This is a genomic window from Flavobacterium arundinis, assembly GCF_038289855.1.
GTDB classification, from domain to species: Bacteria; Bacteroidota; Bacteroidia; order Flavobacteriales; family Flavobacteriaceae; genus Flavobacterium; species Flavobacterium arundinis.
In genome coordinates, this window is record NZ_JBBYHR010000009.1 from 12,474 (window position 1) to 24,099 (window position 11,626).

Consider the following 11,626-nt stretch of genomic DNA (forward strand, 5'->3'; position numbering starts at 1 on the left):
CAGAATAGCTTTAAAATACTATTTTTAGGCTTCCAAAAACAAACCTATGGATCAAAAAATAATCCGCTGGGGAATAATCGGCTGCGGCGATGTGACCGAACGCAAAAGCGGCCCGGCCTATCAAAAAACAGAAGGTTTTGAGTTGCATGCCGTCATGCGCCGCGATGCTGAAAAAGCCGCTGACTATGCAAAAAGGCATGGCGTTCCAAAATATTATTCTGATGCGGATGCACTCATCAACGACCCTGAAGTGGATGCCGTGTATATCGCCACACCGCCCGACACGCATAAAATTTATGCACTAAAGGTTGCTGAGGCCGGTAAACCCTGCTGCATCGAAAAACCGATGGCGCCCACGTATGCTGAATGCGTCGCTATTTGCAATGCTTTTGAAAGTAAGGGATTGCCGTTGTTTGTGGCTTATTACCGCCGTTCGCTTCCTCGTTTTTTACAAATAAAGAATTGGATAGCGGCAGGTGAGATAGGTACAGTGCGGCATATCAGCTGGCACTTGGGGCGTACACCTTCGCCAAAAGATATTTCCGGTGAATACAACTGGCGAACCGATGCCAGAATTGCTGCAGGCGGTTATTTTGACGACCTCGCCAGCCATGGGCTTGACCTGTTTATATATTTGTTTGGAAATGTAAAAGAAGTTTCGGGAAGCAGCCTGAACCAGCAGGGATTGTATACTGCAAAAGATGCCGTTGCTGCATCCTGGCTTCATGATTCAGGTGTTACCGGTACCGGTAGCTGGAATTTTGGATTATCCGAAAGGGCCGACAGCGTAATTATCTACGGAAGTAAAGGCACGATAGCGTTTGCCGTTTTTGATGAGGTGCCAGTTGTACTAACCAACGACTCCGGCAGACAGGAAGTAATTATAGAGCATCCGGAAAACATCCAGCTGTACCACGTACGCAACATGCGGGAGCATCTTTTGGGAAATGCCGTCCATCCATCGACAGGGTTAACAGGGGCACATACAACTTTTATGCTTGACAAGATACTGGGGACATTAAAATAAAAAAAAGCAGCCCTAAAGCTGCTTCTTCATGTATGTAACCAAACAAACCATATTATTATCGTGCGGCAATAGTCTCAACGAACATTTTGTCATTGTAGGTCATAACAAGCGTTATTTTTTTTGCCGTAGTGCTGTTCATGTCAAACTTAGTTGTACGGGCAACTGTGCCGTTGTAAAGCTCCACATTGTTCTCGTCGTACATTTTAATGCCAACCGGTGTTTTACCTGCGGGCAGGGTCACGGTGACCATGCCGTCTTTGGCATTAAGCAAAGGCTTGTATACTTCAGCAACTGTTTTTTCCGAAACGATCACACCGTTGTTGGCGATAGTCACTTCATAGGTAGCTACTTCAGTGCCTGTTTCTGCCTCAAGGTAGTACGTTCCGTCAGGGAAAGCAGCCAGGTCATATGTCCTGTTGATCTTGCCCTCTTTGCTTTTCAGCCTTTCAGAAAAAAGAACTTCTTTATCTTTAGCTGAAATAGTTACGTTTACAGTTTTAATGTCGTTAACAGTGAAGTTTACCAGTTTACCCATACCAGTCCTTACATTTAAGGAAAGTTTGTTGTCGGCTGCATTAGCCACAAGGGCAGTAAGGAACAATGCCATTACCAAACCCATTTTCATTACTTTTTTCATACCTGTTTGATTTTTGATTGATGAATTTTTAATTGAATTTCTACAATGCTAAATTACTTCATTACACCGGGCAGGGTTACAGCAATATTTTCTTATATATGTGCTATATTAACTTTCAAAAACGTTGTATGATAAATTTGAGGAAATATTGTTGTGTTTTGAGTACTTTTGCACTGAGAAAAGCATTAGAAAATGAAAGTTGCCATTCCCACTTTTGAAGTCATCGAACCCACCTTTGGGAGTTCCTTCTATTATTCCAAATATGTGCAGAATGCCAATAGCAGGGCGCACGTGTGGCACTACCATCCGGAAGTGGAGTTGGTGTTTGTAAATGGCGGCGCCGGCAAAAGGCAGATAGGGAGCCATATCTCTTATTATACCGATGGCGACCTTATCCTCATTGGCAGCAACCTCCCGCATTGCGGCTTTACTGATGAGGCGACAGGGAATAAGAACGAGACCGTAATACAGATGAAGCCCGATTTTTTGGGTGATGCTTTTATGACGCTGCCGGAAACTACCGGATTGCAAAGCCTTTTCAATCGGGCGAGGGGAGGCATTGCTTTTAGTGGTGAAACAAAGAAACGTGTCGGGGAGAAGCTTGAGGCTATGGGAAGCCAGGATCCTTTTGAAAGACTGCTTTCGATGATAGCGGTGCTCAACGACCTGGAGCGCTCCGAAGAATATAAAGTGCTGAATGCCGAGGGCTTTGCCATGGAAACGCAGGTGCAGGACAACGACCGCATTAATATGGTCTTCAATTTTGTGAAGGATAGTTTCAGGCAGCCCATCGCGCTCGAAGCCATTGCCGGAATGGCGAGTATGACGGTTCCTTCTTTCTGCAGGTACTTTAAAAAGGTCACCAAGAAGACTTTTACACAATTCGTTAATGAGTACCGCATCGTGCATGCCTGTAAGCTCTTGGCCGAAAAGCATATTCCCATTTCGGACGTTTGCTACGAAAGCGGCTTTAATAACTTTAGCCATTTCAACAAAGCGTTTAAAGAATTTACCGGAAAAAGTGCGTCGCAGTATCGGAAGGAGTTGCGGGAGGTTGTTTCGTGAGGCTTTGCATTGGGACGAGGGTCGTGCGGATGTATATGCGTTTCTCTTTACAAAAATGGAATAGTTGTTCATATTATCCGGATGCACCAAATTATCTCCGTATTTCTATCGACAGAATTAAGAAAAAGCGCATAGTTCTAAAAAACAAGTTTTAAATTTGAATATTTATAAAATAAGGCATGAAAAAATTTATCTGTACTTTACTAATAGGGAGTTTTCTTTCGATAATGGTTTCCTGTGGAAGCGATGACAGCAAAGGTAGCAGCGACGGCGGCCCGGTGGCTGAAGACGATTTTATCCGCGGCGCAGATATGTCGTTCCTTCCTGAAATCGAAGGGACGGGATATGCATTTAAAAATAATGCAGGCCAGGCAGAAGATGCTTTGGTAACACTGAAAAATGCCGGTGTAAACACCATCCGGATACGCCTATGGAAAAACCCTTCAGGCCAACATTCAGGAATGGCTGAGGTAAAGGCGCTCGCTGCCAGGGTGAAAGCTGCCGGCATGAAAGTGTGGCTTACGGTGCATTATTCGGATACCTGGGCAGATCCGGGAGCGCAGGCGACCCCGGCAGAATGGACAGGCCTTAACCTTCAGCAGCTGACCGACCAGGCAATGCTTTACACTGCGAATATATTGGCAGAGATAAATCCCGACATCTTCCAGATAGGAAATGAAACCAATACCGGATTTATGTACCCGCTGGGTAACCTTACCGACAATGAAGCGGGTTACCTTCAATTGGTAAACGGCATCAGCGCTGTTATCCGCCAAAATGCACCTAATACAAAGATCATGATTCATTATGCGGGCATTGCCGACAGCGCCGACTGGTTCTTTAATAAAATTGCCGGTGTAGATTACGATTATATTGGCCTGTCTTATTATCCTGTTTGGCATGGAAAAAGCCTTGCAAATGTGCAGGCAAAAATGACGCAATTAGGCCAGGCGCACAACAAAAAAGTGATTATTGCCGAAACATCCTATCCGTTTACACTGGGATGGAACGACTGGACAAATAATTCGGTAGGGGCACAGGACCAGATCATTCCGGCTTATCCCGCTACACCTGAAGGACAGAAAAATTATATGATGGCGCTAAGGGGCGTTGTAAAGGACAGCGGTACCGGAATCGGCTTCTGCTATTGGGGTACCGAGTGGGTAGCCTTCAGGGGTGCAGAAGCTACCAATGGCTCAGCTGCGGAAAACCAGGCGCTGTGGGATTTTGATGGCAAAGCGCTTCCTGCAATGGATGTTTTTCATAAGTAGGCCTCACCATCCAGAAAAAACCTCAAATTAATTTTACAGACATCGCCCATTCCGTGAACCTCTCTCTTTTGGGTAGTTAACCCATGTCCACTAATAGCGTATAGCTGCACGGTAAGCGTATTTCTGTCATCCGTTTCAAGTCCGTTATAATCATAGTGCCATGTCTATTTGAAGCGCTTTTTTTATTTCCGACATACATACACATCCACTGTATTTTTAATAATTTTAAGTGCATAAAAAATGAGACATTATGGCTAAGAAAAAAGGCGACCAAAAGTCAAAGAACTATTTTGAGATATTCGCAGCGAAGGTTACTAAGGCATCCGGGAGTACGCCGGTATTTGTCACTGCATTCCTGATAGTCCTCACCTGGGGATTAAGCGGGCCCATATTTGACTATTCGGAAACATGGCAGCTGGTCATTAATACGGGCACCACGATCATCACGTTCCTGATGGTGTTCCTTATCCAGAAATCGCAAAATAAAGACTCACTTGCCATCCAGCTGAAACTGAACGAACTTGTGGCATGCAGCGAATATGCCAGCAACCGCCTAATCGATATAGAGGACATGACTGAGGAAGAAATGGAAGTTATTAAGAAATACTATAAAAAACTAGGCGACCTGAGTAAAAAGGCACAAAACCTGCATCAGTCACATTCACTCGATGAGGCTGAAGAAAAGCATGAAGAAAAGATAAAGCGGAATAAGAAAAAAGATAAAGGGGATGCCAAAAAGCCTGCTGCAAAATAGGACTTAGCCAGTAAGGCTGCAATCATGAGTGTTGGGAAGGCTATATCTTTCTGTTTTACAATAAATTAAAATCAGGCCTTACCAGTGATTTCTAATTGTTAGGACTCATAATATGCCCTCCGGAACTCTTTTACGTGTGAGCTATTGTTTGCTATAGCTATATCGTCCCTCCGGGACTTATGATCGTAGCCCAGCGGGGCGGTATGTTTATAGAAACATTGAATAGGAACGGTATGTAATTATACAAACTCTTCCCAACACTTATGGCTTGCAATCCTTTCATGCCAAAATAAAAAAACCTTCAGAATAAGTCCTGAAGGTTTTGCGGTTTATGCGGATTTTATCTTAGTAAGTGCGCATCTTATCGAAAGTGTGCTCTAAAAGGTGTTTCATTTTATCAGCAGCGCCTTTTATGGCAAGCTCTACCGATTCGGCATGATTTGTTACAGCTAAAGGGTTCATCCCGTTTACGCGCGCTTCAATCGTACAGCGTTTGTCGCCTCCTTTTGTTTTGTCTGCATTCTCGTCCCCAACATGTACCTCAAGGCTTGTTATTTTATCTTCAAAACGTTTCAGTGTGTTGTGTAATACTTCAGAGAAGTAGTTTTCGATTCTTCCGCTTCCCTCAATGTGGTTGTCGGTGTTTATGTTAATCTGCATAGTGTTTGAATTTTGTTATAAGTATAAAGTTACCCAATAAAAACCAATTTGAAGAAGGAATTAGCATAAGATTAGGATTTAAATTCGCGAAAATAAATACGATTTAATTTTGTATAGTATACCGATTGGTATAATTTTGCATTGTAAAATCATGATAATGACAAAGGCAGAAAAAACAAGGCAATTCATAATAGAGAAGACGGCCCCTTTGTTTAACAGAAAGGGCTATGCCGGTACTTCGCTTTCAGATATCACCGAGGCTACCGGGCTTACCAAAGGAAGTATCTACGGAAATTTTGCAGGCAAAGACGAAGTGGCGCTCGCAGCTTTTGACCATAACTTCGGATTGGTAGGTTCTATAGTTAAAAAGAGAATGGCAGAGAGGCCAAAGGCTGCTGACAAACTGAAGGTCTACCTGGATATCTATTCTGAATTTATGAAACTTCCCGCACTTAATGGCGGATGCCCCGTGCTTAATACATCTGTTGAAGCCGACGATACACACGATGCCCTGAAACAAAAAGCCAGTAATGCCATTGATGCCTGGTATAAAGCGATCCAGTCGGTTATAAAAGAAGGCAGGGAGAAAAAAGAGATCAGGCAGAAGTTTGATGAAAAAGAATTTGCCGGCGCGTTCATTGCATTAATTGAGGGCGGCGTGATGCTGGCAAAGGTAACGGGTAAGACGGGCGGGCTTAAAGCGGCGATGAAGCAGGCCGAAAAAATGATAGATGAAATAGCAAAATAAATTATTTGAAAGTAAATATACCAAATGGTATATGATAAAAAAATACCTTTAATTTAAAATATACCATTTGGTATTGAATTTATAAATATGAATCCAAACGCAAGAGCATTTTTAGAAAGTTATATTGGGAAAGAAGTGGAAAATTCACCTTCACCTTTTATGAATTGGCTGCGGCCAGTAATTGCAGCCGTAGAGGACGGTAGCCTCACATTTGAATATACGGTCAGGAAAGAAATGACCAATCCCTTTGGTACATTGCATGGCGGTGTAACAGCTGCCATGATTGACGATGCCATTGGCGCAACACTGATATCCTATGGCGAACCGTATTTCTACATGTCTATTAACCTCATAGTTGACTATTTTTCACCGGCACGCGAAGGCGATGTAGTAATAGCGAAAACGGACATACTAAAAAAAGGCAGCCAGATATCGAATGCGCAATGCGAGATTTGGAACAAGGACAGGACAAAACTGATCGCAAAAGGTTATACCAACCTGTTGAAAACACCCATTAAAGAATAATGATTATGAAAAGAGTAGCAGTTACAGGCCTCGGCGCGATAACACCGCTGGGCAATTCGGTGCCGGAATTCTGGAGTAATATCCTTGCCGGAAAAAGCGGGGCAGGACCCATCACTAAATTTGATGCATTAAAATTCAAGACACAGTTTGCCTGCGAGGTAAAGGATTTTGATATTGAAAAGTATGTCGACAGGAAAGAAGCGCGAAAGTACGACCTCTTCACCCAATATGCTATTGCCGCAACAGATGAAGCAGTGAGGGATGCCGGGCTTGATTTTGCCGTCATGCCACAATCGGAACGTTTTGAGGTCGGTGTTATCTGGGCATCGGGCAATGGCGGTATTGGTACCTTTGAAGAGCAGCTTAAAGAATTTTATGATGGTGATGGAACACCGCGTTTCAACCCGTTCTTTATCCCGAAAATGATCGTTGATATTGCTGCAGGTGCACTTTCCATCCGCTATGGCCTGCACGGACCCAATTATGCTACGGTATCAGCCTGTGCTTCATCCAATACGGCCATTATTTCTGCTTTCGATACCATACGGCTGGGCAAAGCGACTATCATGATCGCTGGTGGGAGCGAGGCCGCAATTACGCAATCGTCTATAGGCGGGTTCAACGCTTCGCACGCACTTTCAAAAAATAATGACGATCCACGATCGGCATCCAAACCTTTCGATGCCCAACGGGATGGTTTTGTAGCAGGAGAAGGCGCGGGTGCATTGGTGTTGGAGGAATGGGATCATGCCGTAGCCCGTGGCGCAACGATTTATGCCGAGATAGTGGGAGGTGGGATGGCTGCCGATGCCTATCATTTGACCGGTACTCCTGCCGACGGGCTTGGCGCTGCACTGGGGATGCGGAAAGCTTTGGCGGATGCCGGATTACAGCCTTCGGAAATTGATTATATCAATGCACATGCTACTTCAACGCCGCAGGGGGATTTGAGCGAACTGAATGCGATTGCCACGGTCTTTAAAAATATTCCCGTTCATGTTAGTGCGACAAAATCGATGACCGGGCATTTGCTGGGCGCGGCCGGAGCAATAGAAAGCATCATCAGCATACTGGCAATTAAAAATGATGTGATTCCGTCAACAATCAATACAAAAACACTGGACCCTCAAATACCGCAAGGACTGAATATACTACTTGGCAGTCCGGTGCACACGAGAGTCCGGTATGCTCTTAATAATACTTTTGGTTTTGGCGGGCATACTGCAAGTACCATCTTTAAAAAAGCGGAATAATTTAAAGTACCTGGATGTATGGTTTGAATTGTGGTAAGTTCGTGGAATTGGCAGCAGCCCGCTTTATCCTAAACACTGTCGGAACTCATAAAAATAGCGCAGCGGGCATACAAGTCTTGCTAAACTTTTGCATCTTTGTAGTATAACAATCCCGGTAAACCACATGATGCGGTACTTCTGTCTTTTAATAATGAATATTGTTTTCCTGACATCTTTTGCACAGGTGAACGAACGGCTGAAGGATTCTGTTGAAATTGACAGCGTTCCGGCCTTTGCTGATCCAAAATACAGGGAAGACCAGTTCTATACCACGATTACCTATAACATTATGCAGGGCAAGCCTGCGGGTTATTCTCAATATTCCTTTTCTACAGGGCTTTCTGCCGGTTTTTTAAGGGATATGCCCATCAACAAACGCAGGAACCACTCTATAGCGCTCGGGCTTGGCTATTCCTATAGCAATATCAAGCATAATCTGATTGTGGAAAAAGGAAGTGCGGGAAATATATATCATGTTGATGCAGAAGGCAGCTTTGACAAGAACAAGCTGGTATTGCATTACCTTGAGGTCCCGTTGGAACTTCGGTGGCGAAATTCCGATTCGATCAGCCATCAGTTCTGGCGTATTTATGCAGGGTTCAAGCTGAGTTACATGATCTATGATAAAGCGCAGTATGAGTCTGGTGAAGGTGGTACAATAAAGGTGAGGAAAGACGATAACATGAACCGCATTATCTACGGTGCCTATATTTCGGCAGGGTGGAATACATGGAATTTCTACGCCTATTATGGCCTGACACCCATATATAAAGATGCCCGCCTGGAAAGCGGCGATAAATTAAAACTTCAGTCGTTTAACCTGGGACTGATATTTTATATTTTATAAAGAAGGCATCAGCCAGAAATACCAAAGGCCAACCTGAGGAATGATCCCTATTATAGTGCCAAGTATAATTTGGCTCATACTTCCGTCATTGTCCTGCAGCCGCGAAGAGGCCACAAACCCCGAACAGACTATAAAGAAAGCGATAAGGTTTAGGAATTGTATATGATAATAGGCCGATATACCTATTATAAATAATGTAAGGGAAGAGATGGCGATCATGTGGAGGCTTACTTTACGGCCTGTCAATAATAAAGCAAGCGCAAGGACTATGCTTACCAGTATCCCGACAAAATAATAGTAAAGTTCCGGTATGACTACTACTGAAAAACTGTATTTTATCAATATGAACAGCAATAGGGAATAAAAGGCGAGTGGTAATTTGCGCTCTTTCTTGTCCACAAGCATTTTGGTCTTTACAAGGCTTAAGGATTTCAACAGGTAAAATACAGACATAGGCAGCAGGACCGTAAGGATGAGCACCTGTATGAAGACAAGGTAAATTTCCTGCTGGTAAAAAAAGTCTTTGGCGATTACGAAATAGAATAACGTGGCATACGCCGGTATAAAAAGCGGGTGGAAGAGATAAGAGAAAACAGGCAGCACCTTTTTCATGTGCTTATATTTTCTTCCTCATCCTGGCAACGGGAATATCGAGCTGTTCACGGTATTTGGCAATAGTACGGCGAGCAATAGGGTAGCCTTTGTCTTTGAGTATCTCGGCCAGCTTATCATCGGGAAGGGGTTTGCGCTTGTCCTCATCCTCGATCACCGTTTGCAATATTTTCTTGATCTCTATTGTCGATACATCTTCGCCCTGGTCATTTTTCATCGCTTCCGAGAAAAACTCCTTGATGAGTTTGGTGCCATAAGGCGTTTCCACATACTTACTATTGGCCACACGGGATACCGTTGAGATATCCAGTCCCACCATATCGGCAATATCTTTAAGGATCATTGGTTTCAGTTTGCCTTCGTCACCATCAAGGAAAAATTCTTCCTGGTAGTGCATAATCGCGTTCATGGTAACAAAAAGCGTTTCCTGGCGCTGGCGTATGGCATCGATAAACCACTTTGCCGAATCGAGCTTTTGCTTGATGAACTGCACGGCATCTTTCTGTTGAGAAGATTTATCCCTGCTGTCCTTATAGCTCTGCAGCATCTCCTGGTAGTCTTTAGAAACGTGAAGTTCAGGCGCATTACGGCCATTCAGGGTAAGTTCCAGTTCTCCGTCAACGATCTTTATAGCAAAATCGGGCACAACGTGTTCTACCGTTCTCGAGTTGCTTTCATAAGCGCCTCCCGGCTTCGGGTTAAGGTGCTCGATCTCATCAATGGCTTTACGAAGCTGTTCCTGCGAAATGTCGTATTTCTGGAGCAGTTTGTCATAATGCTTTTTGGTAAAAGCATCAAACTGGTGCTCTAATATGTCTATTGCAAGCTCTACAGAGCTTGTCGGGGTCTTACTTTTTAGCTGTAGCAAAAGGCATTCCTGAAGGTCGCGCGCACCAACTCCTGCCGGTTCCAGCTGGTGGATAATGTGCAGGATGCGCTCCACGGTCTTTTCATCGGTATAAATACCCTGCGTAAAGGCCATATCGTCCACAATGTCCGGTATGCTCCTGCGGATGTAGCCCATATCATCGATGCTGCCCACGAGGAATTCGGCAATATCCCTTTCGTTCTCACTAAGGATAAAAGTGTTAAGCTGGTCGGTAAGGTTTTGGTGGAAACTTACTGTGGCGGCAAATGGCATGCTGCGGTCCTCATCGTCGTCGCTGTAGTTGTTGGCCTGTAGCTTATAATCCGGGGTTTCGTCGTTGCTCAGGTATTCGTCGATATTTATTTCGTCGGCCTCAATGCGTTCGCCCTCAAAATCATCGTAGTCTTCGTAATCGTCGTTGTTGTCAAACTCATCATTCTCATAGTCAAACTCATCCTCCTTGCCGGTTTCAAGGGCAGGGTTTTCTACCATTTCTTCCTTTAAGCGCTGCTCAAAAGCCTGTGTAGGCAGCTGTATCAGCTTCATGAGCTGGATTTGCTGTGGTGATAGTTTTTGCGATAATTTTAATTGAAAATTCTGCTTGAGCATAATGAAGGCGATAATTTGTACAGGATAAAATTACAAAAAACAGGCATACTAATTGATGCGTTTTTGGATAAAATTATAAAAGAGTGGAATAAACTATTTAAGTTTCCTCTTAGGATCGTTTAAGCCTTTGGGGTTTTGGCGGGTATCAAAGACATCTGTTACGATTTCATTGTTTACAACACGGTAAACTATTTTATAATGTCCTTTAAGGAAATAACGGTGCTCCTGTAGTAAAGGTGAAAGTAATTGTTGCCTTTGCCCAGAGTGAGGGAAGTTGTTGATTTTTTTGGCTTCTGATACAATAGTTTTCCTGACTTTAGCGGCTATTTCAGGAGTTGCTATTTTATAGTAATAGTCATAAATATCCTTTATGCTTTCTATTGCAAATCTTGTCCATACAATTTTCATTGAAACTTACCAACTTTTCATTTCTTCTTCCAATTCTTCAGTCGTCAGCACACGACCAGCCTCATAATCCTCATTTGCTTTTTGAGCACGGGCTATCATTTCCTCCTGATTAAAAGGATCTTCAGTATCAACGTCTGATTTTATAAAAGATTCAATTTTATTAAAAATACTTTCATCAGTAACATGAAGAAGGTATTCAATTAAATTTAATTTTCGGCTCTTTAAGTCCATGGGAAAAGTATTTAAATCAAAATTACAAAAACTTTTGAATTGTAAATTTTCGGCGAAACATTTAACGTAAAA

Annotated in this window: 14 protein-coding genes; 8 read left to right on the top strand and 6 right to left on the bottom strand. The window is 43.4% G+C overall.

The window, feature by feature from the left end:
• Positions 1-46 precede the first annotated feature (46 nt).
• On the top strand, positions 47-1,027 hold the full coding sequence (locus tag AAEO56_RS14910; RefSeq protein WP_341697860.1) for a Gfo/Idh/MocA family protein: 981 nt from the start codon (positions 47-49) through the stop codon (positions 1,025-1,027).
• 55 nt (positions 1,028-1,082) lie between these two features.
• Here the strand turns inward: AAEO56_RS14910 and AAEO56_RS14915 are convergent, their stop codons facing one another.
• Positions 1,083-1,664, bottom strand: a complete 582-nt coding sequence (locus tag AAEO56_RS14915) for a hypothetical protein (protein ID WP_341697861.1) — start codon at positions 1,662-1,664, stop codon at positions 1,083-1,085.
• A gap of 192 nt (positions 1,665-1,856) precedes the next feature.
• On the opposite strand from AAEO56_RS14915, the gene AAEO56_RS14920 reads away from it, so the two are divergent.
• The 3 genes from AAEO56_RS14920 to AAEO56_RS14930 all read left to right on the top strand — a co-directional run bounded on the left by AAEO56_RS14920 (position 1,857) and on the right by AAEO56_RS14930 (position 4,754).
• Positions 1,857-2,729 (top strand): AraC family transcriptional regulator, encoded by an 873-nt coding sequence (locus tag AAEO56_RS14920; RefSeq protein ID WP_341697862.1) that lies wholly within the window; start codon positions 1,857-1,859, stop codon positions 2,727-2,729.
• Between the two features lie 179 nt (positions 2,730-2,908).
• The gene (locus AAEO56_RS14925) at positions 2,909-4,000 is read left to right on the top strand and encodes a glycoside hydrolase family 53 protein (RefSeq protein ID WP_341697863.1); all 1,092 of its coding nucleotides are present in this window, start codon (positions 2,909-2,911) and stop codon (positions 3,998-4,000) included.
• A gap of 250 nt (positions 4,001-4,250) precedes the next feature.
• On the top strand, positions 4,251-4,754 hold the full coding sequence (locus AAEO56_RS14930; RefSeq protein ID WP_341697864.1) for a low affinity iron permease family protein: 504 nt from the start codon (positions 4,251-4,253) through the stop codon (positions 4,752-4,754).
• Between the two features lie 345 nt (positions 4,755-5,099).
• On the opposite strand, the gene AAEO56_RS14935 is transcribed toward AAEO56_RS14930, so the two are convergent.
• On the bottom strand, positions 5,100-5,414 hold the full coding sequence (locus AAEO56_RS14935) for an HPF/RaiA family ribosome-associated protein (protein ID WP_341697865.1): 315 nt from the start codon (positions 5,412-5,414) through the stop codon (positions 5,100-5,102).
• A 157-nt stretch (positions 5,415-5,571) separates the two neighbouring features.
• Here AAEO56_RS14935 and AAEO56_RS14940 point away from each other — a divergent pair, with 157 nt between their 5' ends.
• The 4 genes from AAEO56_RS14940 (at position 5,572) to AAEO56_RS14955 (ending at position 8,826) form a co-directional block, all read left to right on the top strand.
• On the top strand, positions 5,572-6,162 hold the full coding sequence (locus tag AAEO56_RS14940; RefSeq protein ID WP_341697866.1) for a TetR/AcrR family transcriptional regulator: 591 nt from the start codon (positions 5,572-5,574) through the stop codon (positions 6,160-6,162).
• Positions 6,163-6,249: 87 nt separating this feature from the next.
• Positions 6,250-6,687, top strand: coding sequence for a PaaI family thioesterase (locus AAEO56_RS14945; protein ID WP_341697867.1), 438 nt, complete (start codon positions 6,250-6,252; stop codon positions 6,685-6,687).
• Entirely contained in the window at positions 6,687-7,940 is a 1,254-nt protein-coding gene (gene fabF, locus AAEO56_RS14950; protein ID WP_341697868.1) for a beta-ketoacyl-ACP synthase II, read from the top strand. The genes AAEO56_RS14945 and fabF overlap by 1 nt, the downstream gene beginning before the upstream one ends.
• Before the next feature lie 190 nt (positions 7,941-8,130).
• Positions 8,131-8,826: a porin family protein gene (locus AAEO56_RS14955; protein ID WP_341697869.1), complete on the top strand. Its 696-nt coding sequence runs from the start codon at positions 8,131-8,133 to the stop codon at positions 8,824-8,826.
• On the opposite strand, the gene AAEO56_RS14960 is transcribed toward AAEO56_RS14955, so the two are convergent.
• From AAEO56_RS14960 to AAEO56_RS14975, 4 genes are all read right to left on the bottom strand, one after another.
• On the bottom strand, positions 8,821-9,438 hold the full coding sequence (locus AAEO56_RS14960) for a hypothetical protein (protein WP_341697870.1): 618 nt from the start codon (positions 9,436-9,438) through the stop codon (positions 8,821-8,823). The two genes, AAEO56_RS14955 and AAEO56_RS14960, sit on opposite strands and share 6 nt — an antisense overlap.
• 4 nt (positions 9,439-9,442) lie before the next feature.
• The gene (gene rpoN, locus AAEO56_RS14965; protein WP_341697871.1) at positions 9,443-10,915 is read right to left on the bottom strand and encodes an RNA polymerase factor sigma-54; all 1,473 of its coding nucleotides are present in this window, start codon (positions 10,913-10,915) and stop codon (positions 9,443-9,445) included.
• 93 nt (positions 10,916-11,008) lie between these two features.
• The gene (locus AAEO56_RS14970; RefSeq protein WP_341697872.1) at positions 11,009-11,323 is read right to left on the bottom strand and encodes a type II toxin-antitoxin system RelE/ParE family toxin; all 315 of its coding nucleotides are present in this window, start codon (positions 11,321-11,323) and stop codon (positions 11,009-11,011) included.
• 6 nt (positions 11,324-11,329) lie between these two features.
• Positions 11,330-11,554 (bottom strand): hypothetical protein, encoded by a 225-nt coding sequence (locus AAEO56_RS14975; RefSeq protein WP_341697873.1) that lies wholly within the window; start codon positions 11,552-11,554, stop codon positions 11,330-11,332.
• Positions 11,555-11,626: the final 72 nt, after the last annotated feature.

What these genes read in the sequence shown, in the direction of transcription:
- AAEO56_RS14910 (WP_341697860.1), top strand. Translation starts at nt 47, where the DNA reads ATGGATCAAAAAATAATCCGCTGGGGAATAATCGGCTGCGGCGATGTG.
- AAEO56_RS14915 (WP_341697861.1), bottom strand. Translation starts at nt 1,664, where the DNA reads ATGAAAAAAGTAATGAAAATGGGTTTGGTAATGGCATTGTTCCTTACT.
- AAEO56_RS14920 (WP_341697862.1), top strand. Translation starts at nt 1,857, where the DNA reads ATGAAAGTTGCCATTCCCACTTTTGAAGTCATCGAACCCACCTTTGGG.
- AAEO56_RS14925 (WP_341697863.1), top strand. Translation starts at nt 2,909, where the DNA reads ATGAAAAAATTTATCTGTACTTTACTAATAGGGAGTTTTCTTTCGATA.
- AAEO56_RS14930 (WP_341697864.1), top strand. Translation starts at nt 4,251, where the DNA reads ATGGCTAAGAAAAAAGGCGACCAAAAGTCAAAGAACTATTTTGAGATA.
- AAEO56_RS14935 (WP_341697865.1), bottom strand. Translation starts at nt 5,414, where the DNA reads ATGCAGATTAACATAAACACCGACAACCACATTGAGGGAAGCGGAAGA.
- AAEO56_RS14940 (WP_341697866.1), top strand. Translation starts at nt 5,572, where the DNA reads ATGACAAAGGCAGAAAAAACAAGGCAATTCATAATAGAGAAGACGGCC.
- AAEO56_RS14945 (WP_341697867.1), top strand. Translation starts at nt 6,250, where the DNA reads ATGAATCCAAACGCAAGAGCATTTTTAGAAAGTTATATTGGGAAAGAA.
- fabF (WP_341697868.1), top strand. Translation starts at nt 6,687, where the DNA reads ATGATTATGAAAAGAGTAGCAGTTACAGGCCTCGGCGCGATAACACCG.
- AAEO56_RS14955 (WP_341697869.1), top strand. Translation starts at nt 8,131, where the DNA reads ATGAATATTGTTTTCCTGACATCTTTTGCACAGGTGAACGAACGGCTG.
- AAEO56_RS14960 (WP_341697870.1), bottom strand. Translation starts at nt 9,438, where the DNA reads ATGAAAAAGGTGCTGCCTGTTTTCTCTTATCTCTTCCACCCGCTTTTT.
- rpoN (WP_341697871.1), bottom strand. Translation starts at nt 10,915, where the DNA reads ATGCTCAAGCAGAATTTTCAATTAAAATTATCGCAAAAACTATCACCA.
- AAEO56_RS14970 (WP_341697872.1), bottom strand. Translation starts at nt 11,323, where the DNA reads ATGAAAATTGTATGGACAAGATTTGCAATAGAAAGCATAAAGGATATT.
- AAEO56_RS14975 (WP_341697873.1), bottom strand. Translation starts at nt 11,554, where the DNA reads ATGGACTTAAAGAGCCGAAAATTAAATTTAATTGAATACCTTCTTCAT.